Annotated in this window: 20 protein-coding genes and 3 tRNA genes; 10 read left to right on the top strand and 13 right to left on the bottom strand. The window is 56.9% G+C overall.

Annotated elements, in window-relative coordinates:
- The first annotated feature begins 59 nt into the window (after window positions 1–59).
- Window positions 60–1355, top strand: a complete 1296-nt coding sequence (gene gltA, locus DS906_RS10830; RefSeq protein WP_113790181.1) for a citrate synthase — start codon at window positions 60–62, stop codon at window positions 1353–1355.
- Window positions 1356–1409: 54 nt separating this feature from the next.
- Here gltA and DS906_RS10825 read toward each other — a convergent pair whose 3' ends face one another.
- Window positions 1410–2474: a PA0069 family radical SAM protein gene (locus DS906_RS10825; protein ID WP_113790180.1), complete on the bottom strand. Its 1065-nt coding sequence runs from the start codon at window positions 2472–2474 to the stop codon at window positions 1410–1412.
- A 299-nt stretch (window positions 2475–2773) separates the two neighbouring features.
- Between DS906_RS10825 and DS906_RS10815 the strand changes: the two genes are divergently transcribed.
- The 3 genes from DS906_RS10815 (at window position 2774) to DS906_RS10805 (ending at window position 5408) form a co-directional block, all read left to right on the top strand.
- Window positions 2774–3472, top strand: a complete 699-nt coding sequence (locus DS906_RS10815; RefSeq protein ID WP_113790178.1) for a B12-binding domain-containing protein — start codon at window positions 2774–2776, stop codon at window positions 3470–3472.
- Between the two features lie 499 nt (window positions 3473–3971).
- Window positions 3972–4664 (top strand): Hint domain-containing protein, encoded by a 693-nt coding sequence (locus tag DS906_RS10810; RefSeq protein ID WP_233494757.1) that lies wholly within the window; start codon window positions 3972–3974, stop codon window positions 4662–4664.
- A 75-nt stretch (window positions 4665–4739) separates the two neighbouring features.
- Window positions 4740–5408 carry a DUF1638 domain-containing protein gene (locus DS906_RS10805; protein WP_113790176.1) on the top strand — a complete coding sequence of 223 codons (669 nt, stop codon included), beginning with the start codon at window positions 4740–4742 and terminating at the stop codon, window positions 5406–5408.
- 3 nt (window positions 5409–5411) lie between these two features.
- On the opposite strand, the gene DS906_RS10800 is transcribed toward DS906_RS10805, so the two are convergent.
- Window positions 5412–5822, bottom strand: coding sequence for a SufE family protein (locus DS906_RS10800; protein WP_113790264.1), 411 nt, complete (start codon window positions 5820–5822; stop codon window positions 5412–5414).
- A gap of 139 nt (window positions 5823–5961) precedes the next feature.
- Here DS906_RS10800 and DS906_RS10795 point away from each other — a divergent pair, with 139 nt between their 5' ends.
- Window positions 5962–6486 (top strand): hypothetical protein, encoded by a 525-nt coding sequence (locus DS906_RS10795; protein ID WP_113790175.1) that lies wholly within the window; start codon window positions 5962–5964, stop codon window positions 6484–6486.
- A 6-nt stretch (window positions 6487–6492) separates the two neighbouring features.
- Here DS906_RS10795 and rnd read toward each other — a convergent pair whose 3' ends face one another.
- The 3 genes from rnd to purM form a co-directional block, all read right to left on the bottom strand.
- Window positions 6493–7650 carry a ribonuclease D gene (gene rnd / locus DS906_RS10790; protein WP_113790174.1) on the bottom strand — a complete coding sequence of 386 codons (1158 nt, stop codon included), beginning with the start codon at window positions 7648–7650 and terminating at the stop codon, window positions 6493–6495.
- Window positions 7651–7766: 116 nt separating this feature from the next.
- Window positions 7767–8363, bottom strand: coding sequence for a phosphoribosylglycinamide formyltransferase (gene purN, locus DS906_RS10785; RefSeq protein WP_113790173.1), 597 nt, complete (start codon window positions 8361–8363; stop codon window positions 7767–7769).
- Complete coding sequence (purM, locus tag DS906_RS10780; RefSeq protein WP_113790263.1) at window positions 8360–9406, bottom strand: phosphoribosylformylglycinamidine cyclo-ligase; 1047 nt, start codon at window positions 9404–9406, stop codon at window positions 8360–8362. The genes purN and purM overlap by 4 nt, the downstream gene beginning before the upstream one ends.
- A gap of 107 nt (window positions 9407–9513) precedes the next feature.
- On the opposite strand from purM, the gene DS906_RS10775 reads away from it, so the two are divergent.
- A tRNA-Ile gene (locus DS906_RS10775) sits at window positions 9514–9590 on the top strand.
- Between the two features lie 908 nt (window positions 9591–10498).
- Here the strand turns inward: DS906_RS10775 and DS906_RS10770 are convergent.
- Both DS906_RS10770 and DS906_RS10765 read right to left on the bottom strand, forming a co-directional pair.
- Window positions 10499–10759 carry a hypothetical protein gene (locus tag DS906_RS10770; RefSeq protein ID WP_058271760.1) on the bottom strand — a complete coding sequence of 87 codons (261 nt, stop codon included), beginning with the start codon at window positions 10757–10759 and terminating at the stop codon, window positions 10499–10501.
- A 113-nt stretch (window positions 10760–10872) separates the two neighbouring features.
- Window positions 10873–12192: an ATP-binding protein gene (locus DS906_RS10765; protein WP_113790172.1), complete on the bottom strand. Its 1320-nt coding sequence runs from the start codon at window positions 12190–12192 to the stop codon at window positions 10873–10875.
- Between the two features lie 44 nt (window positions 12193–12236).
- Here DS906_RS10765 and DS906_RS10760 point away from each other — a divergent pair, with 44 nt between their 5' ends.
- The 3 genes from DS906_RS10760 (at window position 12237) to DS906_RS10750 (ending at window position 13507) form a co-directional block, all read left to right on the top strand.
- Window positions 12237–13151 carry an MBL fold metallo-hydrolase gene (locus DS906_RS10760; RefSeq protein ID WP_113790171.1) on the top strand — a complete coding sequence of 305 codons (915 nt, stop codon included), beginning with the start codon at window positions 12237–12239 and terminating at the stop codon, window positions 13149–13151.
- Between the two features lie 77 nt (window positions 13152–13228).
- A tRNA-Asn gene (locus DS906_RS10755) sits at window positions 13229–13303 on the top strand.
- A gap of 129 nt (window positions 13304–13432) precedes the next feature.
- Window positions 13433–13507: transfer RNA gene (locus DS906_RS10750), tRNA-Asn, on the top strand.
- A gap of 20 nt (window positions 13508–13527) precedes the next feature.
- Here DS906_RS10750 and DS906_RS10745 read toward each other — a convergent pair.
- The 4 genes from DS906_RS10745 to zwf all read right to left on the bottom strand — a co-directional run bounded on the left by DS906_RS10745 (window position 13528) and on the right by zwf (window position 19073).
- Window positions 13528–15147 (bottom strand): long-chain-fatty-acid--CoA ligase, encoded by a 1620-nt coding sequence (locus tag DS906_RS10745; protein WP_113790170.1) that lies wholly within the window; start codon window positions 15145–15147, stop codon window positions 13528–13530.
- A gap of 184 nt (window positions 15148–15331) precedes the next feature.
- Window positions 15332–16945, bottom strand: a complete 1614-nt coding sequence (gene pgi, locus DS906_RS10740; protein ID WP_113790169.1) for a glucose-6-phosphate isomerase — start codon at window positions 16943–16945, stop codon at window positions 15332–15334.
- 5 nt (window positions 16946–16950) lie between these two features.
- Complete coding sequence (gene pgl / locus DS906_RS10735; RefSeq protein WP_113790168.1) at window positions 16951–17622, bottom strand: 6-phosphogluconolactonase; 672 nt, start codon at window positions 17620–17622, stop codon at window positions 16951–16953.
- Entirely contained in the window at window positions 17619–19073 is a 1455-nt protein-coding gene (zwf, locus tag DS906_RS10730) for a glucose-6-phosphate dehydrogenase (protein ID WP_113790167.1), read from the bottom strand. The genes pgl and zwf overlap by 4 nt, the downstream gene beginning before the upstream one ends.
- 161 nt (window positions 19074–19234) lie before the next feature.
- Between zwf and DS906_RS10725 the strand changes: the two genes are divergently transcribed.
- Window positions 19235–20188, top strand: a complete 954-nt coding sequence (locus DS906_RS10725) for a radical SAM protein (protein WP_113790166.1) — start codon at window positions 19235–19237, stop codon at window positions 20186–20188.
- Here DS906_RS10725 and DS906_RS10720 read toward each other — a convergent pair whose 3' ends face one another.
- Together DS906_RS10720 and DS906_RS10715 are read right to left on the bottom strand one after the other, a co-directional pair.
- A complete protein-coding gene (locus DS906_RS10720; protein WP_113790165.1) occupies window positions 20189–20884 on the bottom strand; it encodes a hypothetical protein in 696 nt (231 codons plus the stop codon).
- Between the two features lie 91 nt (window positions 20885–20975).
- Complete coding sequence (locus DS906_RS10715) at window positions 20976–21245, bottom strand: usg protein (protein WP_058271768.1); 270 nt, start codon at window positions 21243–21245, stop codon at window positions 20976–20978.
- Window positions 21246–21276: the final 31 nt, after the last annotated feature.

Genomic DNA, 21276 nt, shown 5'->3' with positions numbered 1-21276 from the left:
GCCGTTGCCCGCAAGGTCGGACAGCGATTCGACATGCGTAAGAATGAGGAAGGGACACTATGACCGACAGCAATAAAACAGCCACTCTGACAGTCCATGGTGAAACGTACGAGTTGCCGGTTCATTCTCCGACCGCTGGACCTGACGTCATCGACATCCGCAAGCTGTACAGCGATGCCGGAGTCTTCACCTACGACCCCGGTTTTACGTCGACCGCAAGCTGTGACAGCACCATTACCTATATTGACGGCGAAAAAGGCGAGCTGCTGCACCGTGGCTATCCGATCGACCAGCTGGCCGGAAAATCGCATTTCCTCGAAGTGTGCTATCTGCTGCTGTACGGAGAGCTGCCGCAAGCCAAAGACCTTGAGCAGTTCGAAACCACCATCACGCGCCACACGATGCTGCACGAACAGATGCAGTATTTCTATCGCGGTTTCCGCCGGGACGCGCACCCGATGGCGATCATGGTGGGTGTCGTTGGCGCAATGTCGGCGTTCTATCACGACTCGACCGACGTATCTGATCCGCATCAGCGCGAGGTCGCCTCGCATCGTCTGATCGCCAAGATGCCGACGATCGCCGCATGGGCCTATAAGTATCACATCGGCCAGCCCTTCGTTTATCCGCGTAACGATCTGGACTATGCGTCCAACTTCCTGCGCATGTGCTTTGCGGTTCCCGCCGAAGAATATGAGGTGAACCCGATCCTCAGCCGTGCGATGGACCGGATCCTGACTTTGCACGCGGATCACGAGCAGAATGCATCGACCTCGACCGTGCGTCTTGCTTCGTCATCGGGCGCAAACCCGTTCGCGTGTATCGCGGCTGGTGTTGCTTGCCTTTGGGGTCCTTCTCACGGCGGTGCCAACCAGGCGTGTCTGGAGATGTTGGAAGAGATCGGTTCCGTCGATCGCATCCCCGAATACATTGCACGGGCCAAGGACAAGAACGATCCGTTCCGCCTGATGGGCTTTGGCCACCGGGTCTACAAAAACTTCGACCCGCGCGCGAAAGTTATGAAGCAATCCGCAGACGAAGTACTGGATCTGCTGGGCATCGAAGACAATCCGAAACTGCAGGTTGCCAAGGCACTGGAAAAGCAGGCGCTGGAAGATCCGTATTTTTCCGACAAGAAACTGTTCCCGAACGTGGACTTCTACTCGGGCATCATCCTAGAGGCGATGGGTTTCCCGACTTCAATGTTCACACCGATCTTCGCACTGTCGCGCACTGTTGGCTGGGTCAGCCAGTGGAAAGAGATGATCGCAGATCCTCAGAACAAGATCGGCCGTCCTCGTCAGCTGTATCTCGGCGAAACGACCCGCGATTACGTGGACATCGAAAACCGCTGATTGCCGGTTGCAATTTCGAAACGCCTCGGACGCCTGTCCGGGGCGTTTTTCGTTTCAGAATAACGTCAGTTGATCCCCGGCCTGCGCGGGCCTTGAAAACAGATCACATCGGAGCGGCGGTGTTTTTGTGGCCAGCCCCAAACGTTTGACCGCGAGCTTGAACCGCTTGGCCACCAGCCCGGCATACTCTCCCTCACCCCGCATGCGGTGCCCCCAGCGCGGATCATAGTCACGACCACCGTGCATTTCGCGCAGTTTGGACATGACTTTTTCTGCCCGCGCCGGCTCATGCTGCTGCAACCAGGATTGCCACAGCTCAGAAACTTCGCGCGGAAGACGCAGCATGATCCAGCTTGCGGCATCCGCCCCGGCATCGGCCCCGGCGTCCAGCATGGTTTCCAATTCGTGATCCGTCAGACCCGGTATTAAGGGGGATGTCATGACGCGCACTGGCACGCCTGCATCGGTCAGCCGTCGGATCGTTGCCAACCGTCGCACAGGGGATGGCGCGCGGGGTTCCATCCGCCGGGACAAGGCCGGGTCCAAAGTGGTCAAGGAAACACCGACCCGAACCAGTCCAAGCTGCGCCATAGGTGCAAGGATATCCAAGTCCCGCTCGATCATCGCGCCTTTGGTCACGATTGCGACCGGGTGCTGGAACTCTTGCAGGACCTGCAGGCAAGCCCTTGTGATCCGGTGGCATTTCTCGATCGGTTGATAAGGGTCGGTGTTTGTCCCCATCGCAATGGTCGCCACTTTGTACCGGGCCGAGGACAGTTCTTTCCTCAGAACCTCGGCCGCGTTAGGCCGCGCAATCAGCCGGGTTTCAAAATCCAATCCCGGCGACAACCCCAGATAGGCATGTGTCGGGCGGGCAAAACAGTACACACACCCATGCTCGCACCCCCGATACGGGTTGATTGAGCGGTCGAACGGCAGATCGGGCGATCGGTTGTAGGTGACCACACTGCGCGCAACCTCTTCCCGGACCTCGGTTCTGAGTTGAGGAAGCTCCTCCTCCATCTCCCAGCCATCGTCGCAGGCCTCGGTCGCAAAGCGTTCGAATCTGCCTGAGTCATTACTGGCCACGCCGCGGGCCTTTATGTTGAGTGCAGGCATATTTGTTCCCGTTACGTTCTCACTCAAGAATCAATAAACCCTGAATCGCCAGGCGACAAGGAAAACTGCGCGAAACGCCCTACTCCCCCCGATCCTGGGCGCCTGATTTTTCCCCGTCTGTGAACAGATTGCAGGATGTTGTTGCAGATAATTCCATCGTGATCGCAAACAATTTGACGTATAGGTCGGTCCCGGAACCGCCGAGGTCGCAATCGTAACAGTCTAACTGCGACGAAATGGCCAAAACGGAAAAAATGCCACCACGGGCCGATGGCCCGCCCAGCACAGGGAAATGCCCCATGTCCGATGAAGAAGACATCGTCCTGTCCGAACTCAACGACGACGAACTTGTCGAGCAGATGTTCGACGATCTTTATGACGGCCTGAAAGAAGAGATCGAGGAAGCTGTGAACATCCTGCTTGAACGCGGATGGACACCATATGACATCCTGACCAAAGCATTGGTCGGTGGCATGACCATCGTGGGCCACGATTTCCGGGACGGCATTCTGTTCGTGCCCGAGGTTCTGCTGGCCGCCAACGCGATGAAGGGTGGGATGACGATCCTCAAGCCACTGCTGGCCGAAACCGGCGCGCCGCGTGTTGGCAAGATGGTGATCGGCACCGTTAAGGGCGACATTCACGATATCGGCAAAAACCTGGTGTCGATGATGATGGAAGGCGCTGGTTTCGAAGTTGTCGATATCGGCATCAACAACCCGGTCGAAAACTATCTGGAAGCCCTGGATTCCGAACAGCCAGACATTCTGGGCATGTCGGCCCTGCTGACCACTACGATGCCCTACATGAAAGTGGTTATCGACACGCTGATCGAACAGGGACGGCGTGAAGATTACATCGTACTGGTTGGCGGCGCCCCTCTGAACGAGGAATTCGGCAAGGCCATCGGCGCAGATGCCTATTGCCGTGACGCAGCGGTAGCGGTGGAAACTGCCAAAGAGTTTGTATCCCGCAAGCACAACCAACTGGCCAGTTGATCCAGGTAACACGGAAATGATCAAGGCCGCCCTTTCCGGGGCGGCTTTTTTGTCTTCAACGGCTTGATAAGCAGTACAGGTTTTATTACCTGTCAATTGTGATTGTGCGAATCTGTTGTGACGCACGTGTTGTTAACGAGTACATATTGGGTGTGTTATGCCTACGACGTTTAATGCTATTTTTCTTGGCCAACTTAGTATTATTGACCCCACTGAGGGCAACAATACAGCAGAAAACGCAGACGCCCTTGTTGGGCAAACTTTTGGCGGACCCGGCGATCCCCTTCTAAACAACGCGGTTGTATGGAGCCCTGTCGGAAATCCGGGCCAAACCTACCAAAATGATGGGACTGTCGACCTCGATGATTTCACAATCGACGGTCAACAAACTGAATTTGACGCGGCCGTCGAATATAATGCCACGATCACATACGTCGACGGAACAACAGCCAACATAACCGCTGTCATTGCCCAAGATGCATTCGGCAACACCTTTCTGGTGCCTGAATTTTCAAACAATTCGGATCAGGCCGCGTTGGAAGACCAAGGCATTAGATCTCTTACTTTGAACAGCGTCAGAACCGATGACGCGTCGGGACTAAACTCGAACCGGCAAGAATGGGACATCGCCAGATGTTTCACGACCGGCACTCTGATCAAGACCGATCGCGGGCTGGTCAAGGTCGAGAATCTGCCCGTGGGCGACAGGATTCCGACGCTGGATCATGGGTTGCAAACGCTGCGCTGGGTCGGTTCGCAAACTGCGCGCGCCTCGGGGGTGTTTACGCCTGTGTTGATCAAGGCGGGTGCGCTTGGCAATGATCGCGATCTGTTGGTGTCGCAACAGCACAGGATGCTGATCAGCGACTGGCGGGTCGAGTTGCATACGGGCCACGCCGAGGCGTTGGCGCCTGCCAAGCACTTGATAAACGGCCGCGATATCGTGATGAAGCCCGGCGGTCTTGTGACCTATTACCATCTGATGTTCGATCAGCACGAACTGATCTGGGGCGAAGGTTGCCTGAGCGAGAGCTTTCACCCCGGAATCCAGGCGTGGAACAGTTTTGAGGATGAAACACGGCAAGAGATCCTGTCGCTGTTTCCGGAACTGGCCAGCCACGGGATCACCGCTTATGGTCCCCCTGCCCGCCCATCGCTTCAATCTTTTGAAACGCGTGCGTCGGTGGCCTGACACGGGATGTCGGAAGCGGGCTTGCCTTGAACCGTCATTCATTCTTTGATGCTGCAATCCTTTAGGAAATTTACCATGCAGCAGAACAACGCACCGGATGATGCAAGCCTGACGACAAAAGGCTATACCGAGGACACTCGGCAAGGCGACATACTGCTATTGGCATGCGGTGCGTTGGCGCGTGAAATCCTGCATCTGAAAAAGCGCAACGGCTGGGATCATATGACCCTGACCTGCCTGCCCGCCATACTGCACGTTCACCCTGAACGAATTACACAAGCCGTCGAAGAAGCCGTTAACAAGCACCGCGGTAACTTTGACCAGATCTTCGTCGTCTATGCCGATTGCGGCACCGGCGGGCTGTTGCAGAAGGCCTGCGAAGAGATGGGTATCGAGATGATCAAAGGCCCGCATTGCTATTCATTTTTCGAAGGAAATCAGGCCTTTGAAGACCATGGCGATGATGAAACGACAGCCTTCTACCTAACGGATTTTCTAGCCCGTCAGTTTGACGCCTTTGTGTGGAAACCGCTGGGCCTGGACCGTCACCCCCAGCTGCGGGACATGTATTTCGGGAACTATACCAAGCTTGTGTATCAAGCCCAGACAGACGACCCGGACCTGACGGCACGCGCGCAGGAATGCGCCGAACGGTTGGGGTTGACGTTTGAACGCCGCTTCACCGGCTATGGCGATCTGGAAAACACCCTGACCGAGTGGGCCAGCCGCAAGCCGACCGCCTGATTATCAAGCGTTCTCTTGCGCGACGTCGCGGATACGCTCGATCATCGACCGCAAACCGTTAGACCGCTGTGCGGACAGGTGATCGTTCAACCCTAGGCGCGCCAACTCGCCGCCCGCGTCGACCTTTGGGACTTCGGCCACGGGCAGGCCATTGTACAAAGACCGCAACACCGCAATCAGCCCGCGCACGATCAGCGCGTCGCTGTCACCGTCGAACCGGAAAACACCGCCCTCGATCACGGGGTGCAACCACACCTGACTGGCACAGCCGTGCACCTTGGTGGCTGGCACTTTGAGAGCATCTTCCAGCGGCTCCATCGCCTTGCCCTGATCAATGACGTGGCGATACCGGTCTTCCCAGTCATCCAGAAACTCAAAATCCTCGACGATTTCCTCAAAGGCAGGCGTTGCCATTTCGCAGCGGTCCTTTTTGTTGCGATCACATTTGTGACCTATGCCTCTGTTGGGCACCTGTCCAGCCCCGGTGTGGGTTTTCAATCTTTGGAATTTACGATAACCCATTGCTGAAAATACTTCTCTGGGCTTTGGGACCATGAAAAAATCAACACCTCTTCTATTGGTCAGCACTCTGGCACTGGCGGCCTGCAGCGGCTGGAGCGAGTCGCGCGTGAACCCGACCAATTGGTTCGGGTCCAGTACACCCGCCCCTACTGAAGTATCCGTAAACGAAGCTGATGCTCTGGTGCCCGAAGGGCGTGACGGCCCGGGCCTGTTTTCGCGACCTGAAAAGGAAGTGATCGGCTTTGCTATAACCAAGGTAGATGAGCTACGCATCGACCCCACGCCTACCGGGGCAATCATCTATGTCAAAGGTACGGCCTCAAGACAGGGGGCTTACAATGCGCGCCTTGTCCGCGTGGAAAACGAAGAGAACGAAAAAAACGGCATTCTGGAATACACGTTCGAAGTCAGTTACCCAAGCTATGCGACCAATCAAGGCTCTGAAAGGTCGCGTGAGGTCAATGATGCCACAACGGTTGGCCGGGCCGAGCTGCGAAACATCCGTCTGGTTCGCGTTCGTGGCGAACAGAATGCACTAGAGTCCCGGCGGCGTTAACCACCGCTAAAGCGACACGACTTGTACGGATTGCCCCTTGGCGGCCAGAGCGATCTTGCCGTCACACAGTTTCAGAGCATCCTCGCCAAACACCTCAAATCGCCAGCCTGACATTGAAGGCAGCTTGCGCTCGCCCGCAGCCAACTGGTCCAGTTCGGAACTGGTTGCGATCAACTTGGCCGCTACGCCCGAGCTTTCGGTTTTGGACTTGAGCAACACGCGCAACAGATCGGCAAGCGCCGGGTTGATCTTTAGCTTGTCACGGCTGTTATCGACCTGCGGTAATTGATCGGCAGGGCAATTCACCCCCCGTTTCACCGACGCCAGAATACCATCGGCAATCGCACCTTTGCGCGCCTCGCGCAGCAGCAAGCGCGATCCGCCAAGATCCGATGGCGTTTTCGGCTTGGTCGAGGCAAGTTCGATAAGCGCGTCATCCTTGAACACACGGCTGCGCGGAACGTTGTTCTCCTGCGCATAGGCTTCGCGAAACTGCGCCAACTCGCGCACGACGGCCAGGAACTTGGCCGAATTAGTGCGGGTCTTCACCCGCTTCCATGCATCTTGGGGACGGATATCGTAAGTTCCGGGCTGGGTCAGGGTGCGCAACTCTTCGGATACCCAATGGCTACGCTGCGACTTGTTCAACTGGGCCGCCAGATATTCGTAGATCTGCCGCAGATGCGTGACATCCGCCAGTGCATAGGTCTTTTGCGCATCTGTCAGTGGCCGACGTGACCAATCGGTAAAGCGCGAGGTTTTGTCGACGCCTTCTTTGCAGATTTTGCGCACCAAAGTCTCATATCCCACCTGCTCGCCAAAGCCGCAAACCATCGCGGCGACCTGGGTGTCGAACAGAGGTTGCGGGAATACGGACGCCTCGACCCAGAAAATCTCAAGATCCTGTCGCGCGGCGTGGAATACCTTGACCACGCTTTCATCGCGGAACAGCTCATAAAGCGGATCCAGCGACAGGCCATCGGCCAAAGGATCAACCAGAACGGCGCTGTCTTCATTGTCAGATGGAACCGCAAGCTGCACCAAACAGAGTTTTGAATAGTAAGTCCGTTCGCGCAGAAACTCGGTATCTACGGTGACATAGTCATATTCCGCCGCGGCCTTGCAGAAATCGGCCAGCTCTTGCGTCGTCGTCAGGGTTTTCATGCGCGGTGCTGTTCTTGCTCTTGTTCTGTGCGGCTGATTGTCTGTTTCATTCCGTACCCAGCCGTATTGCGGACCATAGGATGAATTTGACGCGGGTGTAAATCATCCTGAGACGTTCAGGGCAGCAACACCGGAGTCCGATCCCCACTGGCGTAACGGCGCAACACTGTAGGGTAGAGTTTGTGTTCCCATACCAGCACCCGCGCGGCCAATGCCTCTGACGTATCACCCGGTTCAATATTCACCCGCGCCTGCCCAAGGATCGGTCCGTCATCCAAAGCTGCGGTGACTTCGTGGACCGAACATCCATGTTCAGCATCCCCGACTTCAATAGCGCGCGCGTGGGTATTGAGACCCTTGTATTTCGGCAGAAGCGAAGGGTGGATATTCAGCATCCGCCCCTGAAAACGCGAAACGAAATCGCCCGTCAGAACGCGCATGAACCCGGCGAGGCAAACGATATCGGGTTGCGCCTCTTCCAACGGTTTCAGAAACTCAGCCTCGAACGCGGCGCGGTCGCCCTTGTACGGGCGGTGATCCACCGACGCGGTCGGAATGCCGCGCTCTGCCGCCTTTGTCAGGCCACCCGCATTCGCGTCATTGGACAGAACCAGACAGGGCCGCGCAGGGTGGTCGCCGGTCATGCTGTCAACCAGCGACACCATGTTCGAGCCACCACCCGAGATCAGAATTGCGACGCGCTTGTGGCTCACAACAGGGTGCCCGAATAGGCCATGCCCGCTGTCCCGGTCACAGTGCCGATCCGCGCCACCGTTTCGCCCGCGTCGGCCAGCAACGCCGCCAGATCATCTGCGCGATCCGGGTCACACGCTACGATCATGCCAATGCCGCAGTTGAAGGTTTTCAGCATCTCAGCCTCAACAATCCCACCGGTTTCGGCCATCCAGCGAAATACAGGCGGCAGGTACCAAGCATTCAGGTCAATCTCAGCGCCCAGCCCCTCGGGCAACACGCGCGGCAGGTTTTCGGTCAGGCCACCGCCAGTGATATGAGCCAGTGCATGAACGCCCCCTGCCCGGATCGCCTGCAGAGCTGGCTTCACATACAGACGTGTGGGTGTCAGCAGAGCTTCGCCCAGCGATCCCTCACTGAACGGCGAGGCAGCATCCCAGCCCAGACCCGAAATCTCGACCAGTTTGCGCACCAGGGAGTACCCGTTGGAATGCACGCCGTTCGAGGCCAACCCCAACAGCACGTCGCCCTCTTGAACACCGGCCGGCAGGTGAGCCCCACGTTCCATCGCGCCAACCGAGAACCCGGCCAGATCGAAATCGCCATCTGGGTACATGCCGGGCATTTCCGCGGTTTCACCGCCGATCAGGGCGCATCCGGATTGGACACAGCCTTCGGCAATGCCTTCGATAATCCGTGCGGCTGTGTCGGTATCCAGCTTGCCGGTCGCAAAATAATCAAGGAAAAACAGCGGCTCAGCTCCCTGACAGATCAGGTCATTGACGCACATGGCCACAAGGTCGATGCCCACACCGTCGACAACACCGGTATCAATGGCGATGCGCAGCTTGGTGCCCACTCCGTCAGTGGCCCCAACCAGAATCGGGTCCTGGTACCCGGCGGCCTTCAAATCAAACAGAGCGCCAAATCCGCCCAGCCCGCTCATCACGCCCGAGCGGTTAGTGCGTTTTGCGGCCGGCTTGATCCGGTCGACAAGGGCATTCCCCGCATCAATATCAACGCCTGCATCGGCATAGGTGATTCCGTTCTTGCCCGTGGTCATGGCCAGCCCCTTATGAATGGTTCCCGCGCGGGTTATTCGATTGTGCGACTTGTTGCAACGGTCAGGCTTGACGCGGCTGTTCACCATGGTACTCAAAGCGCTCAGGCGGGCCTGTAGCTCAATTGGTTAGAGCAGAGCGCTCATAACGCTTTGGTTGCGGGTTCAAGTCCTGCCGGGCCTACCACCGTCTACTTTTTCATTGTTATCAGTTAAAGATTCTTGCCAGGCCAGCGGTGCATGGTGTTTCTACTGTCCTGCTCAAACATAAGATGCATTCTTCTAAATCTGCAGGATTGCCCAGTAACTCTGAACCTTATTCAAACCCCTAGAGTTCGGAGTCCCCGCTCAAGCGGAAGTGCCATTTGGTACATTCAAGAGAAATGACACATCCGCATACTATACTTTTGGATACATCACCTATTCGAATGGGTTTTTGGCTATCCCATTTCCATTTAGCGAAACTTGTAAATTCATGTTTTTATGATCTTGCACGTCCCATACATGTGCATCCCAGCCTCCGACTATCACCCAGTAGGAGGAAATTGACCGGCTTCGCGACCCCTCCGCTCACTCGGACCGCGAAGCTGGTTTTTTTGTGCCGTTTTTAGTTTGGAAAAAGCTTCCAAAGACAAAGCGCACCGGCAAACCTCCAATTGAAGTTCAGGCCTACCTTGGAGGTTCACCGAAGTATCCACCAAAGTATCCGACCATCGCACCCAATACGCCAACTACGATGACAATCGAAATCAATGCGCCACTGCTTTTTGAGTAGTATCCAAGCGTCAAAAGCCCGACGACAAATATACCAACCAAGAAATACAATACAGTGTTGTCCATACCTAAACCTATGCCGCAAAAGACGTTCTGTAACGTTACGATAGAAATGCGCCTCAAGTCTAATGGGGGATTTACACCCCGTTAAACACCAGGGTAGCCACTCGTTCCCGCTCCAAAAAACCCGCGTTGTTCGGAGGGAAACCGTTACAAACAACGCGGGAGGCAGTTGGGGTAGTGAAGGCGATACGGAGCTGGTCAAGAATTGGACCAAAAAACCCCGGGTAAAGCCGTTCGGTCTAATATGAGGCGGCGACTTTACGCTTCAGGATCTGTCGCCTCAGCCTTTTGGAAAACTGCCAAGGTGACAAACAACCCGCCGATCAGCAGCAAATGGCCCAATGCGGTTACACCGAAAACAAAATAGCTACCAACCATCAGCGAGAAGATTGCGCTCCACATCCATGCCAACATCTGCATCAGCATGTGTGCTGTGGACAGCGAGTATTTTTTTAGTGGGTTTTTCGTTTCATCCATTACCGATACCCACGATGATTTTACGTCGAAACTATTGGTCATGACTTCCTCCCATTCTAAAGATTGTACGGGGTGATCGGTGCTTTAGACCAAAGAAAAATTTTGCGCGCCGCTTATGGCAGCGACACAAAACGTAAATTCCGATCCCACCAAAATCACCTCCCAACAATGATATCTGCGCAAAGGCCACCCAGCCTTTCGCTTTTTCCAAGCCGCAGGACGCCGCCATGTGCACGGGCAATATCCGCAACAATCGCCAACCCCAGCCCAACGCCACTGCCCTGATTCTGGTTGCGTGCGGGATCAAGGCGCGAGAACGGCTTGACCGCCTCGGTACGCTGTTCCGCCGGAATGCCCGGCCCGTCATCCTCGATCCGAATGCGCATGGTTTTGGGCGTTAGGGACAGACTTACTTCGGCCTGGTTGCCATATCGCACCGCATTGCCAATCAGGTTCTCGACCGCTCGGCGAATGGCCATGGGGCGCAGCATCGCCGTGCCGTCACCTTCGACCGAGACCAATTCGGCCGGATGACCTGCCCGGCGCGCGTCTTCGACGATCTGACGCAGCAACGCTGCGGGTTCGATCGCCTCGGCTGGCCCTTCGGCGACACCACGTGAGAAATCAAGGAACGCATCCAGCAGCAATTGCATTTCGTCCACGTCTTGTTTCAGCGGTGCCGCCTCATCCTCGGGCAACATGGAAAGACCCAGTTTCAGCCGTGTCAGCGGCGTTCTCAAGTCGTGGCTTACACCCGACAGCATCATTGTGCGCTGTTCCATCTGCCGTTCGATTCTGGCCCTCATTTCCAGAAACGCACTGCCGGCCGCGCGCACTTCTATTGCGCCCCCCGGCGTATATGGCACTACCCTGCCCCGACCAAAGGCCTGCGCAGCGTCAGAAAGGCGGGTAATAGGCCGCAGCTGATTGCGCATATAGAGGAATGAGATCGTCGTCATCACAACGGCAAAGAACATCATGGTCACAATCAACTGATGCGGCGCCGTGGGCGACAGGCGGCGGCGATCTATCGTCAGCTGAAGCAGCCCCAGATCGGTTTCAAGATACAACCGAGCTTCATCACCCGAAGGCAAAGCGACGGCGACCAGATCGGGCAGCCCCGCTCGCAAATGGTATTCGACCTGTGGTGCGATAAAATCGTACCAGCGACGCCTGTCCATCATCGGGCTTTCGTCGCCGTCAACAAAACGGGCTTTCATATCAAGCACCGACAAATCCAGGCGTATCGCTGCCAGCGCCTGCTGCTGGGTCTCTGCCTTTTGCATGGTTTCAAGGACCAACATCACTTCGCGCGTGGCGGTTTTGGTCATTTGCGCGGTGACGTCCTCAAGGTGCTTTTGCAAGAAGGCAATCCCAACCACCAACAGCAGCACGACAACTGGAAGAACCAGAATCAGTGCTGCCCGGGCATACAGGCTGCGCGGCATATATTGTTTGAGCCATCGACTGGACATGCGCTAAACCTAACGGGCTGATCCGCCAAGAGAAAGAGCTCAGAATGCAGGCGCCCAACGATTTCAACCCGCCCCCCGGTCTGGCGATGGACCTACAGCCCGGACTGCGGCGGATACTGGCCCCGAATCCGTCCCCGATGACCTATCGCGGCACGAACACGTATCTTTTGGGAAAGCGCGATCTGGCGGTCATTGATCCCGGCCCTTTTAGCGATGCTCATTTTGAGGCGATTCTGGATGCGGTGCAGCCGGGGCAACGGATCAGCCATATCATCGTCACGCACAGCCATCTGGACCATTCACCGCTTGCAGCGCCATTGGCGGCACGCACCGGCGCGTCGATTCTGGCCTTTGGCGGCCCGCAGGCCGGACGCAGCGCAGTGATGGCACAATTGGCACAGCAGGGTTTGGCCGGCGGCGGTGAAGGGATAGACACCGCGTTTCGCCCGGATGTCGAAGTGGCGGATGGTGAGGTGATCGAAGGCGACGATTGGCATCTTGAGGTCATCCATACGCCCGGTCATCTGGGCAATCATATCGCTTTGGGCTGGGGTGATGTTTGCTTTACTGCCGATCATGTCATGGGATGGGCCAGCTCACTAGTTTCTCCTCCGGACGGGGATCTGACGGACTTTATGCAGGCCTGCCACAGGTTGCGTGCACGGGATTGGGCCGTGTTTCACGCGGGCCACGGTGCGCCGATTACCAACCCTGCCGAACGGTTGGACTGGCTGATCAATCACCGGCTGTCCCGCGAGGCGCAGATACTGGCAGAGCTCGAGGTCCAGCCCGGAAACGCCCGCCAACTTGCCAAGCGCGTCTATACCGAAACGCCAGCCGCGCTTTTGCCAGCGGCCGAACGCAACGTGTTCGCGCATCTGATTGATCTATATGGAAAATCACAAGTTTACACTTCCGGCGCACTTTCAGTCGATGCCATGTTTTCCAGGTCGGCATGAACACGCAGAACTTTTTTTCCGTTTGATGCAGTTCCCCTCTGGACGGGCAAAAAACGGGTTGTTATACGCCCCTCAGTTCCGGCGTAGCTCAGCGGTAGAGCAGTTGACTGTTAATCAATTGGTCGTAGGTTCGATCCCTACCGCCGGAGCCAAAATCCCCTGATATCAAGACCCTCATGCGGCGCCAAATTTGGCGCTATTCGGATTGATGTCATTTTAGCGAAAAAAATTCTGCCCCCACTGGACGCCGTAGAAACAGGTTGCTATACGGCGCGAACCGTTCCGGCGTAGCTCAGCGGTAGAGCAGTTGACTGTTAATCAATTGGTCGTAGGTTCGATCCCTACCGCCGGAGCCATTTCCAACAATATCAGGCGCTTAGCCCATCAAGGCATCCTCGAAGTCCGCACGCAGATTGCGCTTTAAGACCTTGCCGGTCGCGTTCAATGGCAATGCATCCACAAAGACAACCTTGTCGGGAACCTGCCATTTGGCGATTTTACCGTCGAAGAAAGCCAGCAATTCTTCTTCACTCGGGTCCGCGCCTTCGGCTTTGACGGCCACCAGCAAGGGGCGTTCGTCCCATTTGGGATGCGGCACACCAACAACGGCCGCCGTTGCAAGTTGCGGGTGGGCAACGGCGATGTTTTCCAACTCGACCGAGCTGATCCACTCACCCCCGGATTTGATAATGTCCTTGGACCGGTCACGGATTGTCATGTATCCGTCGAAGTCCAGCGTTGCGACGTCTCCGGTCGCGAACCAGCCATCCTGCAGCAGGTCTTCATTCTGCATCTGGAAATAGCTGTCCAACACCCAATGTCCGCGCACCAGCAGATCGCCCTGCGTGACGCCGTCATGAGGCAGTTCATTGCCGTCATCATCGACGATCTTCAACTCGACGCCATAAGGCGGGCGACCCTGGCTTTCGCGCAGCTTGTGTTGTTCTTCAGGCGGAAGGTCCAGATGTTTGGCCAGTGGGTTATTCGTGCTTCCCAGTGGACTCATCTCACTCATGCCCCAGGCGTGAACCGTATCGACGCCATAGGTCTCGCGGAAAGTTTCGATCATCGAGGGCGGGCACGCAGCACCGCCAATCACAGTGCGGTTCAAGCTGGCGAGTTTGCTACCTGACTTCTCGGCATGTGCCAGCAAGCCTTGCCAGATCGTCGGAACCCCCATTGCCAGCGTCACGCCATATGTATCGACCAAATTCACCAAGGCTTCGCCATGCAGGCCTGGCCCCGGCAGCACCATGCGCGAACCGGACATGGCGCAGGCATAAGGCGACCCCCAGGCGTTGACGTGGAACATCGGAACCACCGGCATAACGACATCCACGGCCGAAAAGCCGATGACATCGCGTGTGTTCGATCCAAAACTGTGCAGAACGGTCGAGCGGTGGGAATACAGAACACCCTTGGGATTGCCCGTCGTGCCCGAGGTATAACACAGGCTGGACGCCGTGTTTTCATCGAAACTGGGCCAATGGAAATCGTCGTCGCCGGTTTCGATCAGTTCATCATAGAACGCGACGCCGGGGATTTGGGCAGCGGCGTCCTCATTCCGCGCGCCCATCAAAACGAAGTGGCGCACCTCGGTCAGGTGTTCGTGAAGGGCCGCGACCAATGGGATGAAGGTCGCATCAAAGAACAGAACCCGGTCATTGGCGTGGTTGATAATATAAGTCAGCTGTTCCGGGAAAAGCCGAGGGTTCACCGTGTGGCACACAAAACCCGCGCCGGATGTGGCATAGTAGATCTCCAGATGTCGCCGGTTGTTCCAGGCCAACGTGCCAATGCGATCCTGCGGCTCCAACCCCAGCTTGGTCAGCGCTGATCCCAGTTTTCGCGCATTTTGCGCCACCTGCCCCCATGTGGTTTCGGTGACCGATCCATCGGTTTCGACCGAGTAGATCTCGGTCTGGCCATGATAGCGTTCGGCGTGATCAATCAGCGACGAAATCAGCAAAGGCTGCGTCATCATCTGTCCCAGCATGGACATCCTCCCATTGTCAGCGTCGCCTTTATTGGGCAGTGCTGTCTGCTTGCCTGATGCCACTCACCCGCGTACGCAAAGCAAAGTGTTCAGGGCGTTCCCTAGAACAGACCCTGCCAATCATTTAATTGTCTGACAATAAAAGAATGCAGCCTGCCTTTACGGCAGGCCGCAAAAAACCGCGTTACTGATCGCGGTGACGCATTGCATAGGCAACCAAGGCCGCGGTCGAGCCATCCTTGCCAGTCGCGCTTTCTTCGCCGTCCACGATCGGGCCGAGAGATGTGGCAAGTTCCTTGCCCAGCTCAACCCCCCACTGATCAAACGAGTTGATGCCCAGCAGAACGCCTTCGACAAAGACCCGATGTTCGTACAGCGCGATGATCTGTCCCAGAACAAACGGCGTGAGCATTGGATACATCAACGTTGTGGAAGGACGGTTGCCCGGGAAAACGCGGTGACGGGCCTGCCGTTCCAATTCGTCCCCCTCCAGCCCCTTTTCCGCCATTCGTTGTCGCGCTTCACCCAAGGATCGACCGCGCATCAGCGCCTCGGACTGCGCAAGGCAATTGGCCAGCAACAGGCGGTGATGGTGGGTCAATTCCGGTTCGTGCCCTTCGGCCGCGACCATAAACTCACAGGGGATCACGCCGGTGCCCTGATGGATTAGTTGATAGAACGCATGCTGCCCATTGGTGCCCGGCTCACCCCAGACGACGGGACCCGAAGGAGCAGTCAAAGTGCTGCCATCCATGGCAACAGATTTGCCGTTCGATTCCATCTCGAGCTGTTGAAAATACGCGGGTAGTCGCAGCAGGCGCTGATCATAAGGTAGCACGGCCCGGCTGGCATGGCCCAGAACCTGACGATGCCAAATCCCGACCAAGGCCAGCATAACGGGCATATTTTCGACCCAGTCGGCGGCGCGAAAATGGACATCCATCGCCTGCCCGCCGCGCAGGAACGCATCGAAGGCGTTCGATCCGACGGCGATCATCACCGGCAAGCCTACCGGACCCCAAACAGAATAGCGCCCGCCGACCCAATCGGCAAAACCGAAAACGCGCTCTTGGGGAATACCAAAGGCTTGGGTTTTGTCCTGCGCGCTGGACACAGCGGCAAACTGCTTGCCCGGATCGCCGCCGCCGTCTTCCATCCAAGCTCGCGCGGTTCGGGCATTGGTCATCGTCTCGATGGTCGTGAAGGTTTTGGAGGCAACAATCACCAGTGTCCGCGTTGGATCAAGCTGTCGCAACGTATCTGCGATGTGGGCACCGTCTACGTTCGAAACATAATGCAGCCTTGGCCCATCGTGATACGGCGACAGCGCATGTGTTGCCATCACCGGGCCCAAATCCGAACCACCGATGCCGATATTGACCACATCGGTAAAGGCGCCCCCTGCCCCGGTGAACGCGCCGCCACGCACCTCTTCTGCGAAGACGCGCATCCGTTGCAAAGTGTCCAGAACGTCGGGCATGACGTCCAGCCCATCGACCTCAACCGGGCCACCGTCCAGATTGCGCAGCGCGGTGTGCAATACCGCGCGACCTTCGGTTTCGTTGATCTTTTCCCCGTCGAACATCGCCGCGCGGCGCGAGGCTAAGCCCACCTCATCACACAAAGCAATCAGGGCGTCGCGGGCGTCATATGTGATCTGAGTTTTGGAGTAATCAAACAGCAGGTCGCCGGTCGATGCGGAAAATCTCTGCGCGCGGTTTGGATCGGTTTCAAATAGGCCCAGGATGGCTTCGTCCTGAGCGTCGGATGCAAGATTTTTGAGCGAGTTCAATTGCATCTGCGTTACTCCGCCCAATGCACCGTCATGCCGGTCAGCGTAGCGGCGATCGGGGCCTCTTCTGGTGGCAGCGACATGGCCTTTTCCAACGCGTCGCGTTTGGCGGCGCCATAGATGATCAGGTGTTTGGACAGCGCGCCGTCCAGCACTGGACCGGTCAGCGTGATCCGCGCCTCGGGCTGGGTTTCGGTGCGCGCAACCGCAAGAATGGGCGCGTAGCTGTCCAGCGCAGCCTCAAGCCCCTGCATCCCCGGAAACAGGGACGCGGTGTGCATATCCTCACCCATCCCCAATACCAGAACTGACAATGGCAAAACCGGCGCGATCAGGTTTTCGATTTCCGGCAGGACATCGTCGGGCTCCTTACCTTCAAGATACAGCGGCACGTACTGGGCAACCGAAGCGCGGTTCGTCAGCAAGCGCTGCCGGATCAGCCGTTCGTTCGACCGGTCACTGTCACCTGGAACACAGCGCTCATCGGTCGGCAAAACCCGCACCCGGTCCCATGCCAGATCGGCCGCGCAAAGACCGTCGAACACCGGTCCCGGCGTCGTACCACCCGGCACGGCCAATGAGACTGTGTCGTGATGCAGCAAGGCGGCCTCCAACTCTCCGGCCAAGGCGTTTGCCACATCAATCGCCAGCATGTCGCGATCGGCATATTCCTGAATCTTCATGGGTTTATTCCTTGCCAGCGGCGACCGTCTCGTTTCATCAGCAGCTCGGCGTCGCCCGGGCCAGTGCTGCCGCTTTCATAAGGTTTTGGCACGTCACCGCGCGCGTGCCAGCCCGCGATGATCGGGTCGGTCCAAGCCCATGCGGCCTCGACCTCATCCCCGCGCATGAACAGGGTCTGGTTGCCACGGATCACGTCCATCACCAGCCGTTCATATGCATCCGGCGGGTCTTGGTTTCCCGACCCAAGAGCCTCGGCAAAACTCATGTCCAAGGGCACATCGACCAGACGCATACCGCCCGGACCCGGCTCCTTGATCGTCACCTTCAGCGTTATACCTTCGTTCGGCTGCAGACGGATCGACAGGACATTGGCGTGGCGCCCGGCCTCTTCGCCAAAAATCGAATGCGGCGCGTCTTTGAACATCACATTGATCACCGAAGACCGCGCCACCAGACGCTTGCCCGTGCGCAGGTAGAACGGCGTACCCGCCCACCGCCAATTGCTGATATGCGCCCGCAGCGCCACGTAGCTTTCGGTGGTCGAGCGCGGATTGCCCACGGTTTCGCGGTATCCGTTCCCGCTGCCGCCTCCATCGAACTGCCCGCGCACGATATGATGTGGTTCGACTTGATCGAGGGCGCGAATGACCTTTAGCTTTTCATCCCGCACAGCGTCCGGATCAAACTTCGCCGGCGGCTCCATCGCGATCAAGCACAGCAACTGCATCAAGTGATTCTGCATCATGTCACGCATGGCACCTGCGCGCTCATAATACTCTTCCCGCCCGTCGATACCTACGGATTCGGCCACCGTTATCTGGATGTGATCGACATACTGGCTATTCCACAGCGGTTCGAACAGCATATTGCCAAAGCGAACGGCCATCAGGTTCTGGACGGTTTCCTTTCCCAGATAGTGATCAATCCGATAGATTTGGCTTTCCCGAAAATGCTCTGCCAAGGTCGCGTTTAACGCCCGTGCGCTTTCCAAATCGTGGCCAAAGGGTTTTTCAACGACAATCCGCGTGCTTGGCGTTGCAAGATCATGCGCTTTGATCCTTTCGGCCAAAGGCCCGAACAGGCGCGGACCGACCGAGAAATAGAACGCGCGAACACGATCTTGGTTCAGCTTGTCAGAAAGCTGATTCCAGCCTTCATTCGAATATCCGTCGAGGGTCACATAATCGACGCGGTCCAGAAACGCGCGCAATGCACCCTCGTCATGACATTGCGCAGCGGCATGGGCACGCAGCGATTCGGCGACCATTGCCTGAAACCCCGCGCGGTTGTGGACCGTGCGCGCCGCGCCAATGATTTGGACGCCTTCGGCCCACTGCCCTGAACAAAAGCGCCGAAACAGGGCCGGTAAAATCTTACGTTGCGCCAAGTCGCCGGTCCCGCCAAAAATGACGAGATCGAACGGATCAACAGGTATGACGCGAGAAACCATGGTTTTTCCTTATCTTGCCCCGCCGGGCATGTCCAATGTTAGCGCAATCGGTCAGCGTAAATCCCCCATCATCAAAACTCTGTCAGGTCGCACTTGCCTGACTTAACTAATCCGAGTCGAGCAGCTACATCAGAAGTAACTTCAAAGAACCGGATACCGGAATGAAAGACAACGCGCCTCAGACCGCCAATATCGGCAAGTTTCAGAACAAATTGGTGACAGCAGATGGGCAAACCCGCGCTTCCGTAGCGCTGAAAAACCCCGAGACGTTGTGGTTCAATACCGGCACCCTTTGCAATATCGAATGCGTCAACTGCTACATCGCCAGCAGCCCCTCCAACGATGCGCTGGTCTATATCACCACAGACGAGGTGCGCGATTACTTGGACCAGATCGAAGAACGCGACTGGCCGGTGCGTGAGATTGGGTTCACTGGGGGCGAGCCCTTTATGAACCCCGAAATGATCGACATGACTCGTGTCGCGTTGGAACGCGGCTATGAGGTTTTGATCCTGACGAATGCAATGCTGCCGATGATGCGCCGCAAGATGCGCGAGGGGTTGCTGGATCTGAAGCGCAACTATGGAAACAAGCTGACACTTCGCGTTTCCGTGGACCACTATCGCCCCGAACTGCATGACGAGGAACGCGGCAAAGGCAGCTTTGACAAGACGATCACCGGAATGGAGTGGCTGCGCGACAACGGGTTCAATATCGCCATCGCCGGCCGCACGGTCTGGGGCGACAGCGACGCCGACGGCCGCGCCGGGTACGAGGCGTTCTTCAAGCAACACAGCTTTGACATCGACGCACAGAATCCTGGCCAGACCGTTTTGTTCCCCGAGATGGACGAAACCGTCGAAGTCCCCGAAATCACAACCGCATGCTGGGGCATTTTGGACAAGGCACCCGAGGCTGTAATGTGTTCGAATGCCCGCATGGTGGTCAAACGCAAAGGCGCAGAACGGCCCGCAGTTCTAGCCTGCACCCTGCTGCCGTACGAGCCTGAGTTTGAAATGGGCACCACACTGGCCGAGGCCGAGGCCGACGTGCACCTCAACCACCCACATTGCGCAAAATTCTGTGTTTTGGGCGGCGCCAGCTGCTCGGGCTGATCAATTCAACTCGGGCGATTTCCAGTATTTTGTGCCTGACGCCCCAGCCGAAACGCGCCAGCCCTTCTTGCTGAGTACGAAAAACGACCGCCCGTCTATGAACTTGAGTGTCTCATCGGTGCGCTCGTCACCATACATCGCGCCAGATTCCGCAGTCGCGTCGTAACCGTGCGTGACAAAACTGTCCAAATCCGCCTGCGTTTCAAACAGAATCACAAACTTGGTCTCGAACCCGCCGATACCGATCGCTGCGCCCACGCCGCCAGTTCCCATATTCATATAGGTGTGCTGACCCGTGTCTTTGTTCACGGCAACACCGCGCCCGTACCCTGCGGACACCGGGAAAACTGTCACCTTGCGGGAATCGAACACGGCATACCCTGCGCTGACATCATAAAGCGCCTGCGCTTCGGGATTTTCGGTTAGCAATTGCGCCAACACGTCCGACGCGATGGCGTCCAGCTTGTCACGTGTCTCTTCGGGCGTCGCCTCGTTGGACAGCAAATCAGAGGTGGACGTGATGGTTTCATCAACCGCGCTCGCCCCTTTTTCGAGTGTCTGTCCGACGGTTTCTGCCCCGCGTCCGACGGCATTAGCCGTGTTTTCAGCGCCCTTCTTGATTTTATCTAGGACACCTTCGGCCGACACAGGCCCGGCTAGGCAGATGGCGGCTGCAATCACTAAAACTCTGGGCATTCCGTGTTTCCGCTTGTGACCAATGACTTGGCCGCCAAGATACCGGATGCATCGGAAATGTATATGGGTTTGGGCCTGATGCGCCCGGACGTCAATTCACCCGGAATTCGCCTACCACGTTGCGCCATTCCCCGGGCGCGATCATCTTGCGATGTGTAAACCGCACGGAATGCAGCGGCCCTTCGATCTCGCGCTGCCAGAATTCAATAAAATCGAATAGTTTGGGATGATCCGGCGCAAGGTCGTATTCCTGCCAGATGAATGTATTGAGCACGTGAATATAGTCGGGCATGTGATAGAAAAATTCGGCCGTTGTCAGCCCATACCCCTTGAGCATCAGTTCTGTTTCGCTTTGCTCCATGCAGACCTCCAAAATTGTTGCAAGGTCTCTT

It is taken from the genome of Ruegeria sp. A3M17 (assembly GCF_003318255.1).
Classification (GTDB): Bacteria; Pseudomonadota; Alphaproteobacteria; order Rhodobacterales; family Rhodobacteraceae; genus Ruegeria.
Note: the sequence above shows the minus strand (reverse complement) of the source record. Positions and strands in the feature narration are given on the sequence as shown.

Excerpts from the sequence above, each read along its gene's own strand:
- DS906_RS10720 (WP_113790165.1), bottom strand. The coding sequence starts at position 20,884 with ATGCCCAGAGTTTTAGTGATTGCAGCCGCCATCTGCCTAGCCGGGCCT.
- rnd (WP_113790174.1), bottom strand. The coding sequence starts at position 7,650 with ATGAAAACCCTGACGACGACGCAAGAGCTGGCCGATTTCTGCAAGGCC.
- DS906_RS10745 (WP_113790170.1), bottom strand. The coding sequence starts at position 15,147 with ATGCTGGGACAGATGATGACGCAGCCTTTGCTGATTTCGTCGCTGATT.
- DS906_RS10805 (WP_113790176.1), top strand. The coding sequence starts at position 4,740 with ATGCAGCAGAACAACGCACCGGATGATGCAAGCCTGACGACAAAAGGC.
- DS906_RS10760 (WP_113790171.1), top strand. The coding sequence starts at position 12,237 with ATGCAGGCGCCCAACGATTTCAACCCGCCCCCCGGTCTGGCGATGGAC.
- DS906_RS10765 (WP_113790172.1), bottom strand. The coding sequence starts at position 12,192 with ATGTCCAGTCGATGGCTCAAACAATATATGCCGCGCAGCCTGTATGCC.
- purM (WP_113790263.1), bottom strand. The coding sequence starts at position 9,406 with ATGACCACGGGCAAGAACGGAATCACCTATGCCGATGCAGGCGTTGAT.
- pgl (WP_113790168.1), bottom strand. The coding sequence starts at position 17,622 with ATGAAGATTCAGGAATATGCCGATCGCGACATGCTGGCGATTGATGTG.
- DS906_RS10715 (WP_058271768.1), bottom strand. The coding sequence starts at position 21,245 with ATGGAGCAAAGCGAAACAGAACTGATGCTCAAGGGGTATGGGCTGACA.
- DS906_RS10770 (WP_058271760.1), bottom strand. The coding sequence starts at position 10,759 with ATGACCAATAGTTTCGACGTAAAATCATCGTGGGTATCGGTAATGGAT.
- DS906_RS10725 (WP_113790166.1), top strand. The coding sequence starts at position 19,235 with ATGAAAGACAACGCGCCTCAGACCGCCAATATCGGCAAGTTTCAGAAC.
- zwf (WP_113790167.1), bottom strand. The coding sequence starts at position 19,073 with ATGGTTTCTCGCGTCATACCTGTTGATCCGTTCGATCTCGTCATTTTT.
- DS906_RS10800 (WP_113790264.1), bottom strand. The coding sequence starts at position 5,822 with ATGGCAACGCCTGCCTTTGAGGAAATCGTCGAGGATTTTGAGTTTCTG.
- pgi (WP_113790169.1), bottom strand. The coding sequence starts at position 16,945 with ATGCAATTGAACTCGCTCAAAAATCTTGCATCCGACGCTCAGGACGAA.
- DS906_RS10815 (WP_113790178.1), top strand. The coding sequence starts at position 2,774 with ATGTCCGATGAAGAAGACATCGTCCTGTCCGAACTCAACGACGACGAA.
- gltA (WP_113790181.1), top strand. The coding sequence starts at position 60 with ATGACCGACAGCAATAAAACAGCCACTCTGACAGTCCATGGTGAAACG.
- DS906_RS10795 (WP_113790175.1), top strand. The coding sequence starts at position 5,962 with ATGAAAAAATCAACACCTCTTCTATTGGTCAGCACTCTGGCACTGGCG.
- DS906_RS10825 (WP_113790180.1), bottom strand. The coding sequence starts at position 2,474 with ATGCCTGCACTCAACATAAAGGCCCGCGGCGTGGCCAGTAATGACTCA.